The organism is Acidimicrobiia bacterium (assembly GCA_012959995.1).
Classification (GTDB): domain Bacteria; phylum Actinomycetota; class Acidimicrobiia; order Acidimicrobiales; family MedAcidi-G1; genus MedAcidi-G2B.
Genome location: DUCC01000010.1, coordinates 25513 through 48456, shown reverse-complemented (window position 1 = coordinate 48456; position 22944 = coordinate 25513). Strand labels below are relative to the sequence as shown.

General features: G+C 55.8%; 21 protein-coding genes and 1 pseudogene. 14 read left to right on the top strand and 8 right to left on the bottom strand.

Translation table 11 applies throughout. The features are described 5' to 3' along the window. The first annotated feature begins 6 nt into the window (after positions 1 to 6). Complete coding sequence (locus tag EYQ49_02370) at positions 7 to 177, top strand: DNA-binding protein (GenBank protein HIG24724.1); 171 nt, start codon at positions 7 to 9, stop codon at positions 175 to 177. A gap of 57 nt (positions 178 to 234) precedes the next feature. Further along, positions 235 to 1503 carry a DUF3089 domain-containing protein gene (locus tag EYQ49_02365; protein ID HIG24723.1) on the top strand — a complete coding sequence of 423 codons (1269 nt, stop codon included), beginning with the start codon at positions 235 to 237 and terminating at the stop codon, positions 1501 to 1503. 145 nt (positions 1504 to 1648) lie between these two features. On the opposite strand, the pseudogene EYQ49_02360 reads toward EYQ49_02365, so the two are convergent. After that, positions 1649 to 1873 (bottom strand): annotated as a pseudogene (locus tag EYQ49_02360) (TIGR00266 family protein). A 175-nt stretch (positions 1874 to 2048) separates the two neighbouring features. On the opposite strand from EYQ49_02360, the gene EYQ49_02355 reads away from it, so the two are divergent. Next, positions 2049 to 2735 (top strand): hypothetical protein, encoded by a 687-nt coding sequence (locus EYQ49_02355; GenBank protein ID HIG24722.1) that lies wholly within the window; start codon positions 2049 to 2051, stop codon positions 2733 to 2735. Here EYQ49_02355 and EYQ49_02350 read toward each other — a convergent pair. Then, complete coding sequence (locus tag EYQ49_02350) at positions 2732 to 3583, bottom strand: class I SAM-dependent methyltransferase (protein ID HIG24721.1); 852 nt, start codon at positions 3581 to 3583, stop codon at positions 2732 to 2734. The genes EYQ49_02355 and EYQ49_02350 overlap by 4 nt on opposite strands. A gap of 53 nt (positions 3584 to 3636) precedes the next feature. Here EYQ49_02350 and EYQ49_02345 point away from each other — a divergent pair, with 53 nt between their 5' ends. Beyond that, positions 3637 to 4770 carry a cysteine desulfurase gene (locus EYQ49_02345; GenBank protein HIG24720.1) on the top strand — a complete coding sequence of 378 codons (1134 nt, stop codon included), beginning with the start codon at positions 3637 to 3639 and terminating at the stop codon, positions 4768 to 4770. Beyond that, positions 4770 to 5798 carry a tRNA 2-thiouridine(34) synthase MnmA gene (gene mnmA, locus EYQ49_02340; GenBank protein HIG24719.1) on the top strand — a complete coding sequence of 343 codons (1029 nt, stop codon included), beginning with the start codon at positions 4770 to 4772 and terminating at the stop codon, positions 5796 to 5798. Before EYQ49_02345 ends, mnmA begins: the two co-directional genes overlap by 1 nt. Here the strand turns inward: mnmA and EYQ49_02335 are convergent. Continuing rightward, positions 5795 to 6679 carry a hypothetical protein gene (locus EYQ49_02335; GenBank protein ID HIG24718.1) on the bottom strand — a complete coding sequence of 295 codons (885 nt, stop codon included), beginning with the start codon at positions 6677 to 6679 and terminating at the stop codon, positions 5795 to 5797. The genes mnmA and EYQ49_02335 overlap by 4 nt on opposite strands. A gap of 64 nt (positions 6680 to 6743) precedes the next feature. On the opposite strand from EYQ49_02335, the gene ligA reads away from it, so the two are divergent. Further along, the gene (ligA, locus tag EYQ49_02330; GenBank protein ID HIG24717.1) at positions 6744 to 8786 is read left to right on the top strand and encodes an NAD-dependent DNA ligase LigA; all 2043 of its coding nucleotides are present in this window, start codon (positions 6744 to 6746) and stop codon (positions 8784 to 8786) included. On the opposite strand, the gene EYQ49_02325 is transcribed toward ligA, so the two are convergent. After that, positions 8787 to 9200 carry a hypothetical protein gene (locus EYQ49_02325; protein ID HIG24716.1) on the bottom strand — a complete coding sequence of 138 codons (414 nt, stop codon included), beginning with the start codon at positions 9198 to 9200 and terminating at the stop codon, positions 8787 to 8789. It abuts the gene before it with no gap. Between the two features lie 44 nt (positions 9201 to 9244). On the opposite strand from EYQ49_02325, the gene EYQ49_02320 reads away from it, so the two are divergent. The 4 genes from EYQ49_02320 to gatB are packed head-to-tail and all read left to right on the top strand — an operon-like array spanning position 9245 to position 14325. Then, on the top strand, positions 9245 to 11107 hold the full coding sequence (locus EYQ49_02320; GenBank protein ID HIG24715.1) for a serine/threonine-protein kinase: 1863 nt from the start codon (positions 9245 to 9247) through the stop codon (positions 11105 to 11107). 55 nt (positions 11108 to 11162) lie between these two features. Then, positions 11163 to 11465, top strand: coding sequence for an Asp-tRNA(Asn)/Glu-tRNA(Gln) amidotransferase subunit GatC (gatC, locus tag EYQ49_02315; GenBank protein HIG24714.1), 303 nt, complete (start codon positions 11163 to 11165; stop codon positions 11463 to 11465). After that, the gene (gene gatA, locus EYQ49_02310; protein HIG24713.1) at positions 11462 to 12895 is read left to right on the top strand and encodes an Asp-tRNA(Asn)/Glu-tRNA(Gln) amidotransferase subunit GatA; all 1434 of its coding nucleotides are present in this window, start codon (positions 11462 to 11464) and stop codon (positions 12893 to 12895) included. Before gatC ends, gatA begins: the two co-directional genes overlap by 4 nt. After that, on the top strand, positions 12892 to 14325 hold the full coding sequence (gene gatB / locus EYQ49_02305) for an Asp-tRNA(Asn)/Glu-tRNA(Gln) amidotransferase subunit GatB (protein HIG24712.1): 1434 nt from the start codon (positions 12892 to 12894) through the stop codon (positions 14323 to 14325). The genes gatA and gatB overlap by 4 nt, the downstream gene beginning before the upstream one ends. Here gatB and EYQ49_02300 read toward each other — a convergent pair. Further along, on the bottom strand, positions 14322 to 15626 hold the full coding sequence (locus tag EYQ49_02300) for an MATE family efflux transporter (GenBank protein ID HIG24711.1): 1305 nt from the start codon (positions 15624 to 15626) through the stop codon (positions 14322 to 14324). The genes gatB and EYQ49_02300 overlap by 4 nt on opposite strands. Before the next feature lie 60 nt (positions 15627 to 15686). Here EYQ49_02300 and ilvD point away from each other — a divergent pair, with 60 nt between their 5' ends. Beyond that, complete coding sequence (gene ilvD / locus EYQ49_02295; protein HIG24710.1) at positions 15687 to 17378, top strand: dihydroxy-acid dehydratase; 1692 nt, start codon at positions 15687 to 15689, stop codon at positions 17376 to 17378. 39 nt (positions 17379 to 17417) lie between these two features. On the opposite strand, the gene EYQ49_02290 is transcribed toward ilvD, so the two are convergent. Together EYQ49_02290 and EYQ49_02285 are read right to left on the bottom strand one after the other, a co-directional pair. Then, complete coding sequence (locus EYQ49_02290; GenBank protein HIG24709.1) at positions 17418 to 17738, bottom strand: nuclear transport factor 2 family protein; 321 nt, start codon at positions 17736 to 17738, stop codon at positions 17418 to 17420. A 10-nt stretch (positions 17739 to 17748) separates the two neighbouring features. Then, on the bottom strand, positions 17749 to 18066 hold the full coding sequence (locus EYQ49_02285) for a nuclear transport factor 2 family protein (protein HIG24708.1): 318 nt from the start codon (positions 18064 to 18066) through the stop codon (positions 17749 to 17751). 253 nt (positions 18067 to 18319) lie between these two features. On the opposite strand from EYQ49_02285, the gene ilvB reads away from it, so the two are divergent. Genes ilvB through ilvC form a run of 3 tightly spaced genes read left to right on the top strand, consistent with a single transcriptional unit; the run spans position 18320 to position 21626 of the window. Beyond that, complete coding sequence (gene ilvB, locus EYQ49_02280) at positions 18320 to 20053, top strand: biosynthetic-type acetolactate synthase large subunit (protein ID HIG24707.1); 1734 nt, start codon at positions 18320 to 18322, stop codon at positions 20051 to 20053. Beyond that, on the top strand, positions 20050 to 20559 hold the full coding sequence (ilvN, locus tag EYQ49_02275; protein ID HIG24706.1) for an acetolactate synthase small subunit: 510 nt from the start codon (positions 20050 to 20052) through the stop codon (positions 20557 to 20559). Before ilvB ends, ilvN begins: the two co-directional genes overlap by 4 nt. Positions 20560 to 20594: 35 nt before the next feature. Further along, positions 20595 to 21626, top strand: a complete 1032-nt coding sequence (gene ilvC / locus EYQ49_02270) for a ketol-acid reductoisomerase (GenBank protein ID HIG24705.1) — start codon at positions 20595 to 20597, stop codon at positions 21624 to 21626. Positions 21627 to 21686: 60 nt separating this feature from the next. On the opposite strand, the gene EYQ49_02265 is transcribed toward ilvC, so the two are convergent. Then, complete coding sequence (locus EYQ49_02265) at positions 21687 to 22892, bottom strand: acetyl-CoA C-acetyltransferase (GenBank protein ID HIG24704.1); 1206 nt, start codon at positions 22890 to 22892, stop codon at positions 21687 to 21689. Between the last annotated feature and the right edge of the window lie 52 nt (positions 22893 to 22944).

The window sequence follows — 22944 nt, the reverse complement described above, 5'->3', positions numbered from 1 at the left end:
AATGTACTGAGCAACTACCTTCAAGTCCCCAAGGCCACGATCTACTCATGGCGATACCACGGCACCGCACCACCCGCAGTCAAACTCGGGCGACACCTACGTTGGAGACCAGATGACGTTGAAGCGTGGCTAGTCGAGCGAACTTCGACGGGAAGCCACTCCTCCGACCCGCTATAGACACGCCCTTGTGGTGACAAGGCTCAACACTTCAAAGGAGACGCAATGTCAGAATGAATGAAAAAACTTGTTGGCCTCGCCATTTTTGTACTTCTGTTGATGGCGTGCAGCAACAAGACAGAACCCTTCAATGAAATTTCAACGGTAAGTTTTGAGACGACAATTCCGATTGTTGAGACAGTAATACCTCAAATATTAGAGAATCCGTATCAAGGCTATGTAAGCGATTTGTACAGTGATCCAGCAACTTGGCTTTGCTGGCCAGCCGTTGATGATGTTTGTGAACGTGATCAAACAGCAACAGCCATTTATCCTGATGGAACATCTGAAGTGGTTTCTTTTGAAAAGACCTCAGAAGCTGTAGTTGATTGTTTTTATGTTTACCCAACAACAAGTGGAGACATGACTCTAAACAGTGATTTAATTCCCGCAACGGCAGAAGAAATTTCTACCGCATGGTTTCAAGTTTCTCGCTATAGCCAAGTGTGTGACGTATATGCCCCGATGTATCAACAAATGACCAAGGCAAATATTTCTAGGGCTATCGAGGTTCCAGAAGACGACTTAATAGGGGGCCCGGGTACAACTGGCTTTGAAATTGCCTATGAGGATGTTGCTGATGCTTTCAAATATTACATTTCAAAAGCCAGCACAGAGCGTGGCTTCATCCTGATCGGCCACTCTCAAGGTGCAGCAATGTTGACACAACTACTCAAAAGAGAAATTGATCAAAATCCGTTACTTCGTGCTCGCCTAGTTTCCGCTCACCTTTTTGGAGGAGCACATATAGCTCAAAGCGATAATGAATTTGAAACAATTTCTGGTTGTAAACAGGCAAATGAAATTGGCTGCATCATTGCGTATAACGCTTTTCGTATTGATACTCCTCCTCCTTCTAATTCATGGTTCGGTCGGACATGGCATGATGCCTCTTGGAAAGATCAAGATATTTCTTGGGAAAATATCTCTTGGGATGAAGTCGTATCTAATCCTTCGTTATGCGTTAACCCTGGAAACTTTGGTTCCGGTAAAGCAGAGTTGACGCCATATTTTTTTGTCAATGAGGGCGTAGAAGAAGTTTTTGAAATAGCGACAACTTGGGTGACGTATCCGGGTTTACTTACTGGTGAATGCATAAATGATGGAACGTTTGGTTACTTGTCTGTTGAAATTTTGGCTGATTATGAAGACCCTCGTGCAAATGAAATTTCTGGAGATCTTGATCCTCAGTATGGGTTACATGGGGTGGATATGAATATTGCTTTAGGTAATTTAATAACCGCAGCTGAAACCCAATCTATTTCTTACTTGGCTTCGAAACCTTAGCTTTCTATCTTAAAGAGCTCAAAAATTTGCTTATTAAGGCCTATGAGAGTAACAGTACAACTGACAGCCAAATTCCTGTCTTGTCTAAATTTCAAATGTAGACAAAAAAATTGAATACGGGGACTGTCCCCGCGTTACACGGTGGTCAGTCGCTGAACATTTTTCCGAGACCACCGAGGACGGATCCTTGGCCGGTGGAGGTGCCGCCAGCGGAGGGTGCGTTGGCCAAAATGCGGTCGGCCAGGCGAGAGAAGGGCAGCGCTTGCAGCCATACTTTGCCGGTGCCTTGCAGGGTGGCTAAGAAAATTCCTTCGCCGCCGAAGACCATTGATTTTAGGTTTCCGGCTCGTTCGATGGAGTAGTTGATGCCTTCTTCGATAAACATCATGCCGCCGGCTTCGGCACCATGGTTTCGCCGGGGTCTAAGCCGATTTCCACGAATTGCCGGTCGTCGCCTTTGATTTCGAAGTCTATTTCTTGACAAATGGGGGGGTATGGAGGCTCCTGATGCTTGGTTGGGGTCGGCCAGATTCTAAGGTGTGTCTATGGACAGTACCAGTCATCACGATATTGAGTTTTTTTGGGACCCTATTTGCCCGTTTGCTTGGCAAACTTCTCGCTGGCTGCGTCGAGTAGCTGTTTTGCGTGGCCTCACCGTGCGTTGGCGGTTTATTAACCTTTCTATTTTGAATGAAGAGCGAGATTACGGCGCCGAATTTCCTGAGGGCTACGCCGAGTCACATATGAAGGGTCGCTACATGTTGCGGGTGGCGGCGGCGGTTCAAGACATTGAAGGTGCGGAGGCTATGGGGCCGTTATATGAGGCGTTTGGTCAATCTATTTGGCATCGGGTGTTGGAACCCGGCGCTGATTATCGGGCTGATATTGCTACCGAAGAACATTTGTGTGCGGTGTTGGCGGCGGCCGGTTTTTCAACTGATTACGCCGCTGCTTACCGAGATGATTCTTGGGATGACCTGTTGCGAGCAGAAACGGAGGCCGCAGTGGGTCGCGCCGGGAGCGATGTAGGTACCCCTATTTTGACTTTTGGCCCGCCCGATGGCCCGTCTATTTTTGGTCCGGTTATTTCGGCGGTGCCGGAAAGCGATGCTGATTGTCTTGAGCTTTATGATGCGGCATTGACGCTCACGAAGTTCGCTACTTTTTCTGAACTTAAGCGCTCTGATCGTCAGTCGCTTGACCTCCCGTTGCTTACCGGGCGTTTGGATTAGTTCAAGGGTTTTTGCCACACCGATACGTGGGTGCCGGAGGTTTTCGTAAATGCTTCGCCGGCCCAGTTTTCGTGGCGGGTGAGTAAGCCCATCCCTGTTTGGGCTGCCATTTGGTCGAATTGCTCGGGGGTGAGGTAGCGCAAAAGGTAGGGGAACAAGCGGTTGCCGTCTTCGGTTATTTCTATGCGTTGGCCGGTGATGGTTTGTTGCTCGGGGTCTATTTGTACGGCGTCCAGTAACACTCGGTCGAGTTCTACGGTGCGTACGGTGAGCCCATCGTGGCCGTCGGGGGCGGGTACAAAGGCTTCGATAACTAGGTGCCCGCCGGGTTGCAGCAGCCGCTCGATGCTGGCCATGCAGGTGGTCTGGGCAGCCAAGGTGGTCAGGTTAAAAAAAGTGTTGAACCCCACCAGCACCACGGCGAAAGAGTTGTCTGCGAGCCCGGGCGGGTCGGCCATGTCGCCTTCTATCAAAGTGATTTGGTCGGCATCTGGTTTGGCTCGTAGTAAATCCAACATGGCGGCCGAGGCATCCACTCCGGTAACCGTGAGGCCTTGAGCGGCCAGGGGGAGGGCCAGGCGCCCGCTGCCCACGCCGAGTTCAAGAACTGGTCCGCCGTCGGCCAGGTGGGCGACGTGGGTGGCTACTTGGTCGGGGTTTCCGATGCGGGTGAGAGCGATACCGCCGTCGTCGCCGTACCACTCGTCGTAAACAGCGGCGTGCCGGTCGCCGTAAGTGCGTGCTGTGTAGTTCTTCACTCCTATAGTCTGCCACCAACTTACCCCGCCTTCCAAGATGAAACATGGGGCCAGGTCCCACGTCTCATCTCGGCCAACAGATGGGGACAGTCCCCATCTATTGGCTTAGGGGTGTGGTTGGCTTTTGGTCGTAGCCTTGGGGTATGGAGGCTTACCTGGATCACGCAGCGTCAACCCCGGCCCGTCCGGAGGTTATTGACGCCATGGTGCCTTGGTTGGCTGACCATCCTGGTAACCCGTCGGGGGCACACAAGTCGGCGCGAGAAGCCCGCCGCGCCATCGATGATGTGCGTGATTTGGTGGCCGAGTTGGTCGGCGGTGACCCTGGCGATGTGGTGTTTACCAGTGGTGGCACGGAAGCCGACAATTTGGCGGTCGATGGGGTTCTGGGGGCTACCGGCGGTTTGGCGGTTTGTTCCGCTACTGAACACCCGGCGGTGCTGGAACCCGTGCAAGAATCTGGCGGCCTTATCGCCCCCACCGATAAGGCCGGTCGAGTAGATCTAACTACTTTGGCTGAGATTCTTGATGCCGTTGACGACGTGGCCTTGGTGTCGGTCATGTTGGCCAATAACGAAACCGGTGTCATTAATCCGGTAGCCGAGGTAGCGGCTTTGGTGGCCGAAAAATCCTCTACCACGGTGGTGCATACCGACGCCGTGCAGGCCACCGCTTGGATAGATCTGGCCACCCACTGTGCCGGGGCTCATTTGATTAGCTTGACTGGACACAAAATTGGGGGCCCCAAAGGAGCGGGTGCTCTGGTGGCCAAAAAAGGAACCCCCTTGCGGCCCGTGCTGCGTGGCGGCGGGCAAGAACGTGAACGCCGTAGCGGTACCCAAAACGTGCCAGCCATTGTGGGGCTTGGAGCGGCGTTGCGCTTGGCTATGGATGAACGCGCCGCGGTGGTTGCTCGGGTGGGTGCGTTGCGGGATCGTTTAGAAACTGGCTTATTAAGGACGGTTGAAAACACCACCTGCAGTTTGCCCTCTGGTGCTGAACGCACCCCGTTGGTAGCACATCTGTGCTTTGGTGGGATAGCCAGCGAGTCGCTGCTGTTTCTTTTGGAACAAGATGGCATTGCGGCTAGTGCTGCGTCGTCGTGTGCCAGTGGGGCGCAAGAACCGTCGCATGTGTTGGCGGCTATGGGGGTAGATCGTCAGGTTGCTGAGGGCGCGCTGCGGTTGTCTTTGGGTTGGACCACCACCGAGGCTGAAATAGATCACGCCCTTGAGGTGATTCCTCCGGCGGTGGCTCGATTGCGGGAGTACGCCTGATGAGCCGAGTCATGGTGGCCATGTCGGGCGGGGTGGATTCCTCAGTAGCGGCGGCGTTGATGATTGAAGCCGGCCACGAAGTGGTTGGGGTGACTTTGCGTTTATGGGGTGGCGAGTCTGACTCAGGGTGTTGTGCGGTTTCTGATGTGGACGATGCCCGCCGGGTGGCCGACACTTTGGGTATCGATCACCATGTTTTCAACATGAGTGAAGATTTTGATCAGCATGTGGTGGAGCCGTATGTGGCGGCCCATGCGGCGGGGTTGACCCCTAACCCGTGTCTGGAATGCAACCGCCATATTAAGTTCGACTTGTTGCATCGCCGGGTAGAGGCCTTGGGTTTTGAGCGTTTAGCTACTGGGCATCATGCGCGGGTGGTGCAAACGGCGGCCGGGGTGTACCGCATGGCTCGAGCGGTTGATGCCGCTAAAGATCAGTCCTACGTTTTGCATATGCTGGGTCAAGAACAGTTGGCTGCTTTAGATCTCCCGGTGGGTGAGATGACCAAAGATGAGGTGCGGCAACGAGCGGCCATTTTAGGCCTGCGTACGGCCACTAAGCCCGATAGCCAAGACGTGTGTTTTATTACCCAACAACATGGACGGCAAGATTTTTTACGGCAACGAATTTCTCTTACCCCGGGCCGAGTGGTTGATGCCGACGGTAATGAATTGGGCAAGATTGAGTCGGTAGAAATGGTGACTATCGGGCAACGCAAGGGGGTGGCCACTGTGGGGGGCGCTGACCCGCGTTACGCCATAGCAGTAGACGTGCCGTCAGCCACGGTGACCGTTGGTTCGGCGGCCGATTTGCTGGTGAAGGTCACCCCGGTGAAAAATTTTACGTGGGCAGAAGAACCTTTTGCTGGGCCAGTGCTGGCGCAAATTAGTGCCCATGGTCAGCCTATGGAAGCCGAGTTGGCGGGCAACGAGGTTCGTTGGGCGCAGCGGCAACGCCGGGTAGCGCCGGGCCAGGCCGTGGTGTTTTACGACGGCGACCAGGTAATTGGTGGAGCGATTGCTGGTTAACCGACCGGCATCTTGCGTTTAGCGGCTTCGGCCAACAGCGCATCGGGCCGGGCCGGTGCGCACAGTAATCCAGCGATGCTGGTGGCTTCGGCTACGCCACTAGTTGAGGTTGGCCACACCTCGTGTTCGGTGGCGCAACGTACGTCGAGCGCCAATCCGTAGGCACCTTGGGTCAGGTCAAGGCTGGTGCTTTCTGAGGAGGCCGGCCCTACTTGGGCTAATTCGTGGCGTTGGAACAAGGTGGGTTCGTTTAGCGAAAGGTGATCGTGGAGAACTAATCCTGCGGGTACCAAAACCACCCATCGCCGGTTGAGTTGATGCAATGAACGCACGACCAAAGCGAACAAAAGCCAGCCCGCTACTAAAAAAATGAGCCCAGAAATTAGGTGCTGGTTGACCAGCAACCATGGGCCGGTAAACAGCCCGGCTACCCCGACTATTAATGCAAGGGGGCGCAGCAACGTGGCCACTAAGGCCGGGGCGCGTAGCAGAAAGCGCCGTTCGTCTCCGTAAGAAACGCCGTCGACGAATACTCCGCCGAGGGGGGCGCTGGCACTGACCAAGAGGGCGGCCAGCACGTTGGCTGCTCCAGCAACAAGTGAAGCATCAAGGGTAGATCCGGCGGCAAAGATAACTAGACCTATGAGCGCTGCTGAGCCGAAGCGTACGACGGTCAGGGTGGCAGGTCGGGGAAGCAGGGTAGAGAAAAAACCGAGACCCCAAAGTAGCCAAAGTCCGACCGATAGCACGCTGCGCCCGGGCAGGTCTACGGGGTCAAGTTTGGTGGCCAACAGTGGGCCCAAAGTTATTGGCAGGGCAAGCCAGAGGGCTCGTAGGGCCCAGAGGGCAACTTGTTCGTTGCGTTGAGAAACGTCATTCACCCTGTCACGTTAGAGGGTTGGCGAGCGTCCCGGCCCTGTCACACCGAGAGGGTAGAATGAAGAGGTGGAAAAGTTTAAAGATTCTCAAGATGCGGCGGCTCGAGCGGCTCTTTTGCGCACCCAAATCGAGCACCACAACGAGTTGTACCACACCCAAGATGCCCCAGAAATCCCCGATGCCGACTACGACGCTTTACTAGTCGAGCTGCATCGTTTAGAAGCCGAACACCCAGAACTGGTTACTGCAGATTCACCCACTCACCAAGTGGGGGCGTCAACTATCAATACTTTTGCTGAGGTGGCGCACCAGTTGCCCATGATGTCGTTAGACAATGCTTTTGATACCGATGAGTTGACGGCTTGGGCCGACCGGGTGCGGCGGCGACTTGGTGATGAGGCCCCAGAGCCTGCTTGGGTATGCGAATTGAAGTTTGACGGCTTGGCGGTTTCACTGCGTTACGAAGATGGCGTATTGGTGCAGGCCGCCACTCGAGGGAACGGAAAAGTAGGCGAAGACGTCACGCCGAACGTGCGCACCATTGCTGGGATCCCTCAAGAACTTGCCCCAGGGGCGCCCCCAGTACTTGAGGTACGGGGCGAGGTCTACATGGGTCTCCAAGCTTTTGCTGATCTGAATGCTCGGCAAGCAGCGGCCGAAGAAAAATTGTACGTGAATCCTCGCAACACGGCGGCCGGTTCGTTGCGGCAAAAAGACGCCAAGGTGACTGCCACCCGCAAGTTGTCATTTTGGGCTTATGCCTTGGGCGAGATGATCGAGGGGCCTGAGATTGCTTCGCATCTCGAAATGTTGACTTGGCTGGGCACTTTGGGGTTTCCGGTTAATCAGAAAACAAAACGCTTCGCAAGTTTTTCCCAAGTGATTGACCACGTAAACCATGTTGAAAAAATACGTCACGACTTGGACTACGAGATCGATGGGGTAGTGGTCAAGGTTGATGCTTTGGGGTTGCAAACGGGGTTAGGGGCAACCGCTCGTGCCCCCCGCTGGGCCATGGCTTACAAGTTGCCGCCCGAAGAACGCACCACCACGCTGCTCGACATTGAGGTTTCTATTGGGGCTGGCGGTCAAGCCACACCTTTTGCTCGTCTGGAACCGGTCTTCGTGGGCGGGTCAACTATTGCCGCGGCAACCCTGCACAACGCTGATCAGGTAGCGGCTAAAGATGTGCGCCCTGGCGACACGGTGATCGTACGCAAAGCCGGTGATGTTATTCCAGAGGTGGTGGGCCCGGTGTTGGCCGACCGTCCCTCTAGTCGTAAACCGTGGCGGTTCCCTACGGAGTGCCCAACTTGTGACGTAACGCTGGTGCGGCCCGAAGGCGAGGCGGCTACTTTCTGCCCAAATCATGCTTGCCCGGCACAGGTACGTGGGCGTCTTGAACATTTTGTTTCTCGGGGAGCCATGGATATCGAAGGCTTCGGCGAACAAAGGGTTGATCTTTTTGTCACCGAAGGGCTGCTCTCTGATGTGTCGGGCATTTTCACTTTGGATTTCGAACGCATCGCCGCTTTTGAAGGCTTCGGAGAATTATCTCTCAACAACTTGGCGGCGGCGATAGAAACCGCAAAGCAACGACCGTTGGGGCGACTGTTGTTTGGTTTGCGTATCCCTCACGTGGGCACCACGGTGGCCGATCTCATCGCCGATGCTTGCGGCGATCTTGATGGGTTAGAGCGAGCTTCGCAAGAAGACCTTGAAGCCGTTGAAGGGTTGGGTCCTATCATCGCGGCCTCGGTGCATGGATGGCTTCGCCTTGATCACAACCAAGAGTTGCTCCAGCGTTTGCGAGCGGCTGGCCTGAATCTCAATGCGCCGCAAGCATCAGGCGATAAACAAGAACAAACCCTTGAAGGTTTCAGCGTGGTGGTTACCGGGACGTTAGAAACCATGAGCCGTAGCGACGCCAAAGCAGCCATTTTGGCTCGCGGCGGCAAGTCCCCGGGCAGTGTTTCAAAAGCCACCACTGCGTTGGTGGCTGGTGCGGGCGGCGGGTCGAAACTCGGAAAGGCTGAAACGTTGGGTGTTCCGGTGCTTAACGAAATCCAGTTCGCCGAGTTGCTCGCTACCGGCCAACTGCCTGCTTAGCTATCCGTCTACCCGGAAGCACCAGTCAAAGACTTGGGTTTGGTCGGGGGTGCGAATGGGCCAGTATCTAACTCGGGCGCAAACTTCTTGAGCGGGGAGCCGTTCGAGAGCTAAACCTTCGTCGGGGCGAAAAATGACGGAGTTCAGGGCGGCTTGGATGCGTTGCTGGTCTAAAGGTATGGCTGTGCCGCCGATATGAATAATTTCTCCGGCCCAACCGGAAGCCAAAATGATGCCTACATTTGATTGCGGCAAAATGGTGTCTCCCCGGGGCGGAAGTAACTCCACAACGGCTGGGTTGGTGTCTACGCTCACGTCGCCGTAGTTGTCGCCGCCCGCTAAAGACGCAGCCACGAAGGCTCCGGCGCCGAGGGCCAACAAGACAGCAATGACAAGTGCGTTACGACGGTTCACCTAGGCGAGGTTAGCGAGCCGATTCGGGTAGTAACGTAGCGAGGGTGAATAACCTAAGAAATTCTTCCCAAACACCCGATCTCTCGGGCACCTTGCTTGACGGTCGTTACTTGTTGCGCCAAGCAGTGGGTACCGGAACCTCCGGCACGGTTTATGCCGCCGACGACACGAACTTGCAACGGCGAGTAGCGGTCAAAGTGTTGCACCCCTCGTTGAGCGGCGATCAAGAGTTCGTTGAGCGTTTTCGCTCTGAAGCGCGCACCGTGGCTTCTTTGAATCACCCCCATGTTTTAGCTATTTACGACTGGGGTGTTGATGGGTCGGCTTATTTGGTAACGGAGTATTTGGGGGGCGGGAGTTTGCGCTCCATGTTGTCTACGGGCCGCACGTTGAGCCCCGCTCAGGCACTCATGTTGGGGCTTAACGCTTGCCGGGCTTTGGATCACGCCCATGGGCAAGGTTTGGTGCATCGTGACATCAAGCCTGCCAACTTGTTATTTAACCAAGACGGCCGCATGTGTATCGGTGACTTTGGGTTGGCGCGAGCGCTCGCCGAGGCTTCACATACCGAGATTTTTGCTGAAGGCATGGTGGGGACGGTGCGCTATGCCTCGCCGGAACAAGCTCGAGGCCAAATGTTAGATGGGCGATCTGATATTTATGCGTTGGCTTTGGTTTTGGTGGAGGCGGTAACGGGCCATGTGCCGTTTGTGGCTGACACTTTGTTGGGTACTTTGCGGGCTCGAGACGGCGAAGCGGTTCCGGTGCCTGCGGCGTTGGGTCCTTTGGGTCCCATTGTGCAAAAAGCGGGGGCCGCTGAACCCGTGGATCGCCCGAGTGCCGCTGAGTTGGGGAAAATGTTGTTGAGTGCGGCGCCGCAAATGTCTCGCCCCGAACCGTTGCCTTTGGTGGGCCCGGGTGAGGTGGGGGCTGCTCCTTTGCCGGGGGAAGCGACCATGGTGGCGCCCAGGGTTTCGCCTCCGCTTGCTACTCCTCGAGAACGCTCGGTGCGTCCGGTGGGCCCTAAACGTCGTTGGCCGGCGATGTTGTTGGCCGTGTTGTTGTTGGCCGGTGCTTCGGTGGGGGGTGCTTGGCTTTGGCAAGGGATGCAGGTTGATCAAAGCGTGGTGCCTTCTTTGGCTGGACGGTCCATTGAGGAAGCTCATTTGCGTTTGATGGATCTCGGGTGGACGGTTGAAGAACGTTATGAGCGTCGTGATGGCACGGTTGAGGGCCAAGTTTTAGGGACCGACCCTTCCGCGGGAGCCATCTTTGATGTGGACCAAGTGGTGTCGGTCATCGTGTCGTTGGGCCCTACTCGGGTGGAGATTCCTACTGGCTTGGCCGGGGTGAGCTTGGCAGAAGCCACCCGACTTCTTGAAGAGGTCGGGTTGGTGGTGGGTGCGGTTGTTGAAACAGCCAGCGAAGAAGTGGATTTTGGTTTGGTAGCTGAGGTGTTGTTCTTGGCGGATGATTTACCTCGCGGGGGTGCGGTTGATTTAATCGTGTCAACCGGGCCAGCACCGCGGGTCATTCCTGATGGTTTGGTGGGCGGTACGGCTGACGAAGTTGAACAGGTTTTGCTGTCGCTGGGTTTTGTGGTTGAGCGGTCCGAAGTATTTAGCGAAGCGGTAGGGGTGGGTGCGGTTGATTCGTTGAGCCCGGCAGAGACCATGGAAGTTCCGTTCGGTTCGGTCGTCATGTTGGCGATTTCTCAAGGCCCTATGCCTCGCCCGGTGCCTGGAGTAATCGGTTTGTCGCTCGACGCAGCGGAGGCTCGTCTGCAAGCAGCGGGCTTTCGAGTGATTGCTGTTGATGGCCCGTTGGCTGGCGAAGTAATCGGTCAAAACCCGATGGCCGACGAAGAAGCGGTCCCGACGGACACTATTGAATTGATCACCAGATGAAACAACCGCCGGCTTATGGTGGGCGCTGCCCGCTAGCCCTCTAACCTCAAACCTCATGACCGATCCTATTTCTCGTGACGATGTAGCCCATGTGGCTCGTTTGGCTTGCCTGTCGTTAACTGATCAAGAACTTGAGGCCTTTACTGGCCAACTCGCTGACATTTTGAGCCATGCGACTGACCTTGAAGCGTTGGACCTGACTGGGGTGGAACCCACCTCGCATCCTTTGCCGCTGGTCAACGTGTTGCGGCCCGATGTGCCGGGTGAACCGGTGGACCGGGACGAGGTTTTGGCGGCCGCCCCTAGTGTGGAGGATCACCAGTTTCGGGTGCCTCCAGCGTTGGGAGGCAACGCATGAGCGCTCTCGAATTGGCGGCGGCCATCCGAAGTGGTGAGCGTTCGGCTGTTGATGTTCTTGAAGAACATTTGGCAGTTATCGATGCTCGAGAAGACGAGATTCATGCTTTTAACTTGGTGATGGTCGAACAGGCCCGCCGAGAGGCGGCAGATGTTGATACCCGTTTGGCGGCCGGTGAAGAGTTGGGCCCGTTGGCTGGGGTGCCGGTTGCTTTGAAAGACAACATGTGTACCCGTGGGGTGCCTACTACGTGTTCGTCAAAAATCTTGGCAGGCTGGAAGCCTCCTTACGACGCCACGGTGGTGCAACGTTTGGCTGCTGCTGGTGCGGTAATCATTGGTAAAACCAATATGGATGAGTTCGCTATGGGCGGCTCAACGGAAAACTCTGCTTTTGGCCCGACCCGCAACCCGTTAGATACCAGTCGGGTGCCGGGGGGTTCGTCGGGGGGTTCTGCTGCTGCGGTGGCGGCGGGTTTTGCTCCATTGTCCTTGGGTAGCGATACCGGTGGGTCTATTCGTCAGCCAGCAGCGCTTTGCGGCTTGGTGGGGGTGAAACCCACTTACGGTCGGGTTTCACGTTACGGCCTAGTGGCTTTTGCTTCCAGCCTGGACCAGATTGGCCCGTTTGCGGCCACGGTGGCCGATGCGGCGTTGTTGTTGGAAGTTATTTCTGGCCACGACCCGTTGGATTCCACTTCTATTGCTGAACCTGCCCCTGGCTTGCTTTCGGTGCTTGATCAAGGCGTTGAGGGTTTACGGATTGGTATTTTGGATGAACTCAGCGGCCACGGTGTTGAGGGTATTTCTCCTGACGTGTTGGCTCGCCTTGATGCCGCTGTTGAAGCGTTAACGGCTGCGGGGGCCACGGTAGAGCGGGCCTCGGTGCCGGCCACGGTGTACGGGTTGTCGGCTTATTACGTGATTGCGCCAGCGGAGGCTTCGTCGAACTTGTCTCGCTACGACGGGGTGCGGTTTGGCCCTCGAACCGATGGGGCAACTACCAACGAGATGATGATGGCCACCCGAACCGAAGGGTTTGGTGACGAGGTTAAGCGCCGCATCATGTTGGGTACTTACGCCTTGTCGGCCGGCTACTACGACGCCTATTACGGCAAGTCCCAAAAAGTGCGTACCTTGATTTTGAAAGATTTTGCTGAGGCGTACGAAAAGTTTGACTTGTTGATTAGCCCAACGGCGCCCACTACGGCGTTTCCTTTGGGCGACAAAACAGAAGATCCGATGCAAATGTATTTACAAGATGTGTGCACTATTCCTTCGAACCTGGCGGGCCACCCGGCGATGTCGGTGCCTTTCGGGGTGGGTGACGATGGCTTGCCGGTTGGCGTACAGATTTTGGCACCCGCCATGGGCGAGGCCACCATGTTCCGGGCCGCCGCGGTGCTAGAAAAATCTGGGGGTGCCCAATGAGCGGCGATGTGCTTGACGGTTGGGAAGTGGTGATTGGTTTAGAGGTGCACGCCGAGTTGGCGACCCAAACCAAAATGTTTTCGTCGGCTCGCAACGTGTTTGGTGGCGAACCCAACACCAATATTGACCCGGTGTCGCTGGGTTTGCCTGGTTCGTTGCCGGTGCTTAACGAAAAAGCTATCGAGTTGGCTATTCGGGTGGGGTTGGCTTTGAACTGTAAAGTGCAACGCTCGGTGTTCGCCCGGAAAAACTATTTTTACCCTGATATGCCCAAGGCTTATCAGATTTCTCAGTTTGATTTACCGATCAACGAAGGCGGTTGGTTGGAGTTGCCTAGTGGCCGTAAAGCCATGATCGAACGAGCACACCTCGAAGAAGACACCGGTAAGAGCTCGCACGTGGGCGGTGGGGGCCGTATCCACGAGGCCACTTATTCGCTGGTGGATTACAACCGTGCTGGCGTGCCGTTGATTGAAATTGTGGGGGCTCCTGATTTGCGTAGTGCAGAAGAGGCCCGCGGTTATGTCGCTGAGTTACGTTCTATTTTGGTAGCCATCGGGGCTTCGGATGGCAAAATGGAAGAGGGTTCGATGCGGGTGGATTGCAACGTGTCGGTGCGCCCCATGGGTACTGAAGAACTTGGCACTCGTTGCGAAGTAAAAAACATTAACTCGTTGCGTTCTTTGGGTCGTGCGATCGAATATGAATCTCGGCGGCAGGTTGATTTGTTGACGTCGGGTCAACGTATTGAGCAGCAAACCCGTCATTGGGATGAAGCCGAGGGTCGTACCCACAAGTTGCGTTCCAAAGAGGAAGCTTTCGATTACCGCTATTTTCCTGAACCAGACTTGGTCCCGGTTGATCCTTCGCCGGAATGGATTGCGAAGATCGCGGCCAGTTTGCCCATGTTGCCGCGCCAGCGTCGGGTTCGTCTGGCCGAGGCTGCACAGGGTGAGGTTGTTGATGCGGCCTTAGTGGTTGAGCGAGGGCTGGATGATTTGGCGTTTGAAACGATCGAATCTGGTGCTGATGCGGCTCGGGTGTTGGTGCATTGTGTAAACAACTTGGCTGACGGTGCCGGGGAACTTTCTGCCCAGTCTTTCGCAGCCTTGGTGGCTATGGAAACCGGTGGCGAATTGTCGGCTACCCAAGCCAAAACAGTGTTGGCCGATTTGGTGGCTTCGGGCGGCGACCCGGCAGCGGCCGCCGCCGCTCATGGTTTTGAAGCCATGGATACCTCAGAACTTGACGACATCGTGGACGGCATCATTGCTGCGCACCCGGATGACTGGGCTGCTTACGTTGAGGGTGACGAGGGCGAACGGAAAAAGAAGTCTGGTTTCTTTGTTGGTCAAATTATGAAAGCCACCCGCGGGCAGGCTGACGGCAAATTAGTTAACCAGATTTTGGCCCAACGGGCTGCCGGCTAAGCCCCGGTTACTTGCCACCGGCCACTTAAGAAGCGGCGATAAAGCAGGCTGGTGCGGGCCAGCATGAAGAGCCAAATTCCGCCCCAAACCCAGCCGATGCCGAGCCCGGCGACCCTGGTCAAGATGATGGCGGGTATGCCGATGCCCGCGGCGCTGGCCATGGCTTTGGCCATGTGGCGTTGGTCGCCGGCGCCAATCAGAATCCCGTCCAAAGCGAAGGCCACGCCAGAGAGCGGCCCCATGAGGGCTACGTGAACTACTAAAAAGCCGGAGAGGGCTATGACCGCTGGGTCGGCGGAAAAGACTTGAGCGAAAGGCGTTTGGGCAAGGAAGAGCACCACGCTAAGTGCGCTGCCGATGCCTACTGACCAAACGATGGTGCGGCGCCCCACCAAGTGGGCTTCGTCGGCTCGGCCGGCGCCCAACAGGTTGCCGATCATGGCTTGGGCGGCGATGGCCATGGCGTCCATGGACATGGCCATAACGAACCAGGCTTGAAATGCTATTTGGTGGGCGGCTACGTCGATGGTGCCAATGCGGGCCGCTACTGCGGTGGCGGTCACGAAGGTACTGGTCAGGGCCATGTTGCGCACCAGTAGTTCGCCGGCCACGGTTAGCAGGCGCCGCATGGCGGCAAAGTCGGGAGTGAGTGATACGTGGTGGGGGCGGATGGCTCGGCTGATCCAAAGGAGGTAACAGAATGCTCCTACCCATTGGGCGACCACGGTGGCCATAGCGGAGGCGCCGATCCCCAGGTCGAAACGGTAGATCAGTACTAATTCAAGAACCAGGTTCAAGAGTGCGGTGCCGATGGCTACCCAAAGGGGTCGCACGGTGTCTTTTATGCCTCTCAGGTAGCCCACTCCGGCCAACATGACCAGCATGGCGGGCGCACCGTACATGCTGAGCCGAAAGTAGATGCTGGCGTGAGCAAGGAGGTCGCCGCGGGCGCCTAAGAGTTGCAGCAGGGGAGTGGCGGCCAAAGTGCCTCCGGCGGCGAGAGCTAGGCCGAGGAAGATTGCTAGCCAGAGGCTTTGTACGGCGTGTTCGGCGGCTCGTTTTTCTTCTCCGGCTCCGGTGAGGCGAGCGATGGCGGCGGTGGTTCCGTAAGCCAGAAAGAAACACAGTCCGTAGATCAGCAGCAAAGCAGCGGAGGCTACGGCTAGCCCAGCGAGGGGTACCGTGCCCAGGTGGCCGACCACTGCGGTGTCGGCTAACACGTAAAGTGGTTCGGCGATGAGTGCCCCGAGGGCCGGTATGGCCAGGGTGAGGAGTTCCCGGTCGCGTGATGAAATCTTCATTGCTGCAGACTAGGGCGGTCCAAGGCGTCAATGCGGGTTCGGGGGCTCTAACCTGAGAATATGAGCGACTCTAAAGAACATGATCTTAAACCTCGATCCCGTGAGGTAACCGATGGCGATAACCGGGCTCCGGCTCGGGCCATGTTGCGTGCCGTGGGTATGACCGAAGACGATTTTTCTAAAGCCCAGGTGGGGGTGGCTTCTTCGTGGAATGAAGTTACGCCTTGCAACATGCCCCTTGATGGCCTGGCTAAGCGAGCCAAGTTGGGGATTACTGCGGCTGGTGGTTTCCCCATGGAGTTCAACACCATTGCTGTTTCGGATGGTATTTCTATGGGCCACGAAGGTATGCGGGCCAGTTTGGTGAGCCGTGAAATTATCGCTGATTCGGTTGAAGCGGTTATGCATGCGGAGCGTTTTGATGCTTTGGTGAGTTTCGCTGGTTGCGATAAGTCGTTGCCGGGCATGTTGATGGCGTCGGCTCGTATTAACTTGCCGGCGGTATTTGTTTACGGCGGGTCAATTTTGCCGGGCGAGCACAACGGTAAAAAACTGGACATCGTCAGCGTGTTCGAAGCGGTGGGTGCTCATGCGGTGGGCGACATTGATGACGCCGAGTTGTTGGCTATTGAACGTAAGGCTTGCCCGTCGGTGGGTGCTTGTGCCGGCATGTTTACCGCGAACACTATGGCGGCGGTAGGTGAAGCGTTGGGCATGTCGCTTCCTGGCTCGGCTTCGGCTTCGGCGGTGGATGACCGACGAAACGATGTGGCTTATGCCAGCGGTACGGCGGTCATGCAGTTATTGGCGGCCAATATTCGGCCTCGTGACATTATGACCAAGGCTGCGTTTGAGAACGCTATTGCTGTGGTGATGGCTCTCGGGGGCTCTACCAATGCGGTGTTGCATTTATTGGCCATCGCTTTTGAGGCAGGCGTTGATTTGCATCTTGATGATTTCAACAAGGTGGCGGCTCGGGTGCCGCATTTGGCTGACACTAAGCCGCATGGCAAATACCACATGTTTGATATTGATCAAATCGGTGGCGTGCCGGTGGTGATGCAAATGCTGCTTGAAGAGGGTTTGTTGCATGGCGATGAAATTACGGTGACCGGTCAAACAATGGCAGAAAACTTGGCCATGCTTGATGCTCCGGCTCCGGATGGTGAGGTTATTCACACCTTTGATAATCCTTTGCATGACATTGGCGGCATCGCTATTTTGAGTGGTTCGTTGGCTCCGAAAGGGTCGGTGCTCAAGGTGGCGGGTATCGATGTTGAACATTTTGATGGCCGGGCTCGGGTATTTGATGGCGAAGATGCGGCGATGGAAGCGGTGTTGGGTGACCAAATTGAGGCCGGGGACATTGTGGTTATTCGTTATGAGGGGCCCAAGGGTGGCCCGGGGATGCGTGAAATGTTGGCCATTACGGGCGCTATGAAGGGTGCGGGTCGGGGCGGCGATGCGGCGCTTATTACTGATGGCCGTTTTTCGGGCGGCACCCATGGTTTCTGTGTGGGCCATGTGGCTCCGGAAGCGGTAGATGGCGGCCCTATTGCTCTTATCGAAGAGGGTGACCGTATTGTGATTGATGTGCGTAATCACAGTATTGACTTGATGGTCGATGAAGCAGTTTTGGGTGAGCGTCGAACCAACTTGAAGCCGTTTGCTCCGCGCTACACCTCAGGTTTCTTAGCCAAGTACGCCGCCTTAGCTAAAGGCGCCGAACGCGGAGCCATCACCGAGGCCTAATCCCGCCGCGTATTTTGGCCGCTCATCACGACAAGGCGGTTAGCTAAAGGTGGAGATGGCCACGGTTTGGCGGACGATTTTGCCGTTTTCGACGACGAAGGTGTCGGTAGAGAACGGCATGCTGTCGGTTTTCCAAATGAGGGCGTACACGTTGTCGTGTTCGGCGCTTTGAACCTCCTGAAAGCCGTTGAATGTGCCCTCGGGTGTGTACTCGTACCAGCCGCGGATGGCTTCGTGTCCCACGGCGTTGGCCATGGCTGAAACAATTGCTGCGTCCTCGGCGTAAGTGGCCATGAGTGCGTCGTAGTCCCCGGCCAGAATTGCTGCCCGGTGACGGTCGATGAGTTCTTTGTGTGACATGTTTCTCCGATTAACCCATGTGGAAGGCAAAGGTTTGACGAAAAATTTTGTTGTCCTCAATGACGAAGGTATCGGTGGCGAACGCCATCATGTCGGTTTTCCAGGTGACGATGTAAGTGTTGTCGTGTTCAGCGTTGTTGATTTCTTGGTATCCGGCAAAGCTGGCTGCGGGGATGTTTTCAAACATGTTGCGTATGGCTTTGGGCCCTTCGATGATCCCCATAACTGACACGATGACCGAACGGTCGTCGTAGTCGCTTAACAGGGTGTCTAAATCGCCGGCCACGATGGCGTCCATGTGGCGGTCAATGAGTTCTTTGTGCGACATTGAAAGTTCCTTAAATAGTGTGGTGAGGGCACATCTTGCCTCACTTGGCGACAAGTTGTCCATTCGGTGGGCTCCTCGGGTTGCGGCCCGGGCTCTCATCGCCCCATACTTAGTGCCTATGCAGGGAATTTACTTCGCGACCAAGGTCGTAGTAGTGCCTTAGGCACACAACGTCGCCGACGATTGTGTGCTCGACCTCCCGCTTTCGGGAGGTCGTTTCATTTTCTGCCCATCAACCCAACCCGGAGCCAGCATGAAGTTAGACGGTGGTCAAGCCCTCATCCGATCCCTCGAACTCGAGGGTGTAGAGGTGATGTTCGGCCTGCCCGGTGGCGCTATTTTGCCGGTGTATGACCCCATTATTGATTCGTCTATCCGCCATATTTTGGTGCGCCATGAACAAGGCGCGGGCCATATGGCTGAGGGGTATGCCCACGCCACGGGCCGCCCCGGGGTAGCTATGGTGACCAGCGGTCCGGCGGCCACCAATATCGTGACCCCGTTATGTGATGCTTACCTTGATTCGGTGCCCATGGTGGTTATTACTGGTCAGGTGCCGACGGGTGCTATTGGTACTGATGCTTTTCAGGAGTGTGATACCACGGGTATGACTTCGGGTATTACTAAGCACAATTTTTTGGTGACCGATGCCCAAGATATTCCTCGCACTATCAAAGAGGCTTTTCATATTGCGACTACGGGTCGTCCGGGCCCGGTTTTGGTAGATATTCCTAAAGATATTGTTGACCCTAATAATCCCAATTCGGCGATGGAATGGTTCGACAATGTTGAGATGGATCTCCCTGGTTATCACCCGGATACGTCGGTAGAACCGGCGGCTATTCAAGCAGCGGTGGCTTTAATGCAAGCAGCAGAACGCCCGGTGCTTTATGTGGGCGGCGGTATTTTGAAGGCCCGAGCGGCTGAGGCGTTGCGTGAACTCGCCGAGCTCACGGGTTTTCATGTGGTGACCACCTTGATGGCTCGTGGGGCGTTTCCGGATAGTCACGAATTGTGTTTGGGTATGCCAGGTATGCACGGCAATTTCACTGCGGTGACCGCTATGCAAGAGTCTGATTTGTTGATTGCTTTGGGTTCTCGTTTTGATGATCGTATAACGGGCCGCCTTGACGGGTTTGCGGTGGATGCCAAGATCATTCATGTTGATATTGACCCTGCCGAGTTGGGCAAGGTGCGCCGCCCTGATGTGGCCATTCAGGGTGATTGCCGGGTGGCTATTGAAGCCATGGTGGAGTTGTTGCGTGTTCAGGGAGTGGGTGAATCCGATCGTCAGGCTTGGCGTTCGCGTATAAGCGGCTGGCAAGAACGGTTCCCGTTGACTTATGACCCTTCGGTGCCTGGTGAGGCGTTGAAGCCTCAGTTCGTTATCGAAAAGCTTCGGGACGCTACTCCGGATGACACCATTGTGGCGTCGGGGGTTGGGCAACACCAAATGTGGGCCAGCCAGTACTGGAAGTTTGACCATCCTTACACTTGGATTAACTCCGGGGGTTTGGGCACGATGGGTTTTTCTATTCCGGCGGCTATTGGGGCTAAAGTGGGTTGCCCTGATAAAACGGTGTGGGCTATTGATGGCGATGGTTGTTTTCAGATGACGGCCCAAGAGTTGGTGACGGCCACTGTGGAGAATATTCCGATCAAGGTGGCTTTGTTGAATAACTCGTATTTGGGCATGGTGCGTCAGTGGCAAGACATGTTTTATGACGAGCGCCATTCTGAAGTCTTTTTGTCTAAGGATGTTCCGGATTACAAGGGTTGGGCCGAAGCTATGGGTTGTTTTGCTTTGCGGGTCGATGATCCCGACGAGGTTGAGAACGCTATTGCGCAAGCTAACGAGGTTAATGACCGTCCGGTGGTTATTGATTTCCGTACTGAGGCTCGTGAGAAGGTGTATCCCATGGTTGCTTCGGGAACCACCAACTCTGATTTGTTGGTGCACCCTTCGCAGGAGGACCAGCCCCGATGACTGAGGAAACTGAGCGCCGTAACCACACGTTGGTGGTGACGGTAGAGAACAAAGCGGGTGTCTTGGCTCGGGTTGCTTCGTTGTTTGCTCGTCGGGCGTTCAACATCAAATCATTGGCGGTGGCTCCTATTGACGATGAAGATTTGAGTCGGATCACTATTGTGGTTGATGGTGCTTCGGCTCCGTTGGAACAAGTGGTGAATCAGCTCAACAAGTTAATTAACGTGGTCCATATTCAAGATTTGCAGCCTGGTCATGCGGTGGAGCGTGAGCTCATGTTGGTCACGGTGACGGTGGAACCAGACCATCGGGACGACATTGTAGAAAAACTGGATCGCGCCGGTGGCAAAGTGATGAGCGTGGGTATTGATGCCATGATGCTTTCGCTGGTCGGTACCCCGGACCGCATTGACGTATTTGAAGAGTTCCTTCGCCCGTACGGTATTTTAGATTTGCAGCGCACTGGTCGGGTGGCTTTAGCTAACCTTGACGAACCAATCGATTAATTACTACTAACTGAAAAGAAAACCAGGAGAGAACAATGGCCAATATTTATTACGAAGGCGATGTTAAAAAAGAAGCTATTGCTAACCGCAAGGTGGCAATTTTGGGTTATGGCTCGCAGGGTCACGCTCATGCCCTGAACTTGAAAGAGTCCGGGGTCAACGTGTGCGTTGGTTTGCGTACGGAGTCCAGCTCGGTCGCTAAGGCCGAAGAGGCCGGTTTGACGGTGCGTACCGTGGCGGATGCTTCGGCGTGGGCTGATGTCATCATGCTTTTGTTGCCTGACACTGATCAGGCCGCTATTTACGAAGAGCACATTGCCCCGAACCTGAACCCGGGCGATGCTTTGGCTTTTTCACATGGCTTTAATATTCGTTTTGATTTGATCACTCCGCCAGAAGATGTGGATGTGATCATGATTGCCCCGAAGGGCCCTGGCCATTTGGTACGCCGTACTTATGAAGAGGGTGGCGGTGTGCCGTGTTTGATCGCCGTTGAGCAAGACCCTACGGGTGGCGCTAAGGACCTCGCTTTGGCTTACGCCGATGGCGTGGGTGGCGCTCGAGCCGGGGTTATTGAAACCACCTTTACTGAGGAATGCGAAACCGATTTGTTCGGTGAGCAGGTGGTGTTGTGTGGCGGGGTCACCGAGTTGGTGCGTAGCGCTTTCGACACTTTGGTAGACGCTGGTTATCAGCCAGAGATCTGCTACTTCGAGTGCTTGCACGAATTGAAGTTGATTGTGGACCTCATGTACGAACAAGGAATTGGCGGCATGCGTTACTCGGTGTCAGATACCGCCGAGTACGGCGATTTGACCCGTGGACCTCGGGTTATTGATGACAGCGTGCGGGCCACTATGAAACAGATTTTGGACGAGATTCAGTCGGGGCAGTTTGCTGAGGAGTGGGTAGCCGAAGCTCGTTCGGGTCGTAAGAACTTCTACGCCATGGAAGAAGAGGGCCGCCAGCACCGTATTGAAAAGGTGGGCACCGAGCTTCGTGCCATGATGCCGTGGATCAGCGCCGGCAAGGTGTCCGTTCAGGATGCTTCGGGTGGCCAAGGCTAAGCAACTTAGGCACAAACAACAAAAGCCCCCCACCCATTGGGGGGGCTTTTGCGTTGCGGGTTAGTTCAGGCGTTGGACAACCATGGCCATGCCTTGGCCGCCGCCTACACACATGGACTCCACACCGAATTCTTTGTCAGAATCCTCGAGGCCATTAAGCAGGGTGGTCATGATGCGAGCGCCGGTGCAGCCAAAGGGGTGACCCAAGGCGATAGCGCCACCGTTTACGTTGAGCCTGTCGTAGGGAATACCCAGTTCGTCAGCAGAACCCAGTACCTGAGCGGCGAAGGCTTCGTTGATTTCGAACAAATCGATGTCGCTGACCGACATGTTGGCTCGCCCCAAAGCTTGGGTGATGGCTTCGATGGGCCCTAAGCCCATGATTTCTGGGTTAAGGGCTGACACGCCGGATGAAATAATGCGGGCCAGTGGTTTGAGGCCCAACTCGGCGGCCCGGGTGTCGCTCATTACTACTACGGCTGCTGCGCCGTCGTTGAGGGGGCAGGCGTTGCCGGCGGTCACTGTGCCGTCGGGGCGGAACACGGGGTTCAGTTGCGACACTTTTTCGTAGGTGGTGCCGGGGCGAATACCGTCATCGACAGAAACTACCGTGCCGTCGGGCAGGGTGTAGGGGCTGATTTCTCGTTCGAAGAAACCACGGTTGAGGGCGTCTTCGGCCCGGTTTTGCGACTGTACGCCCCACTCGTCTTGGGCTTGACGAGAAATGCCACGGGATTCCGCTACGTTTTCGGCGGTTTGACCCATAGCGATGTAAAGGTCAGGCAAGCTGCCTTCTAGGGGCGACCAAGGGGCGGCACCTTCGGCGCTGCGTTCGGCGCTGCGGGCTTCGGCGGCGGCAAAGTTTTCGTTGTGGGTAGCGGTGTCGGCAGCTCCATACATGAAGCGGCTGACGCAGTCCACGCCACCTGAGACAAAGGCGTCGCCTTCACCGGCCATGATGGCGTGGGCGGCCATGCGGATGGTTTGCAACGATGAGGAGCAGTAGCGGTTTACGGTTACGCCGGGGGCTTCGAGGCCGGCCAGCAAGCTGACCACGCGACCAAGGTTGAAGCCTTGTTCGCCGCCGGGTTGGGCGGTGCCCCAGATGACGTCTTCAATTTCGTTGCGGGGCAGGTCGGGGACTTTGTTGAGCAAAGCGTCCACGATGAAACCTGACATGTCGTCGGGGCGGGCGTCGGGGAGGCTGCCTTTGACGGCTCGGCCTATGGGGGTGCGGGCGGTGGCGACGATTACTGCTTCGGGCATGGGGGGTCTCCTCGTTTTTTGGTCCGGTGGGTTACCGGCCGGTAGGGGCAGC

Coding starts and splice junctions, on each gene's coding strand:
- EYQ49_02290 (HIG24709.1), bottom strand. CDS start 17,738: ATGTCACACAAAGAACTCATCGACCGTCACCGGGCAGCAATTCTGGCC.
- gatC (HIG24714.1), top strand. CDS start 11,163: ATGACCGATCCTATTTCTCGTGACGATGTAGCCCATGTGGCTCGTTTG.
- ilvC (HIG24705.1), top strand. CDS start 20,595: ATGGCCAATATTTATTACGAAGGCGATGTTAAAAAAGAAGCTATTGCT.
- EYQ49_02300 (HIG24711.1), bottom strand. CDS start 15,626: ATGAAGATTTCATCACGCGACCGGGAACTCCTCACCCTGGCCATACCG.
- ilvN (HIG24706.1), top strand. CDS start 20,050: ATGACTGAGGAAACTGAGCGCCGTAACCACACGTTGGTGGTGACGGTA.
- mnmA (HIG24719.1), top strand. CDS start 4,770: ATGAGCCGAGTCATGGTGGCCATGTCGGGCGGGGTGGATTCCTCAGTA.
- EYQ49_02365 (HIG24723.1), top strand. CDS start 235: ATGAAAAAACTTGTTGGCCTCGCCATTTTTGTACTTCTGTTGATGGCG.
- gatB (HIG24712.1), top strand. CDS start 12,892: ATGAGCGGCGATGTGCTTGACGGTTGGGAAGTGGTGATTGGTTTAGAG.
- ilvB (HIG24707.1), top strand. CDS start 18,320: ATGAAGTTAGACGGTGGTCAAGCCCTCATCCGATCCCTCGAACTCGAG.
- ilvD (HIG24710.1), top strand. CDS start 15,687: ATGAGCGACTCTAAAGAACATGATCTTAAACCTCGATCCCGTGAGGTA.
- EYQ49_02285 (HIG24708.1), bottom strand. CDS start 18,066: ATGTCGCACAAAGAACTCATTGACCGCCACATGGACGCCATCGTGGCC.
- EYQ49_02265 (HIG24704.1), bottom strand. CDS start 22,892: ATGCCCGAAGCAGTAATCGTCGCCACCGCCCGCACCCCCATAGGCCGA.
- EYQ49_02345 (HIG24720.1), top strand. CDS start 3,637: ATGGAGGCTTACCTGGATCACGCAGCGTCAACCCCGGCCCGTCCGGAG.
- EYQ49_02355 (HIG24722.1), top strand. CDS start 2,049: ATGGACAGTACCAGTCATCACGATATTGAGTTTTTTTGGGACCCTATT.
- gatA (HIG24713.1), top strand. CDS start 11,462: ATGAGCGCTCTCGAATTGGCGGCGGCCATCCGAAGTGGTGAGCGTTCG.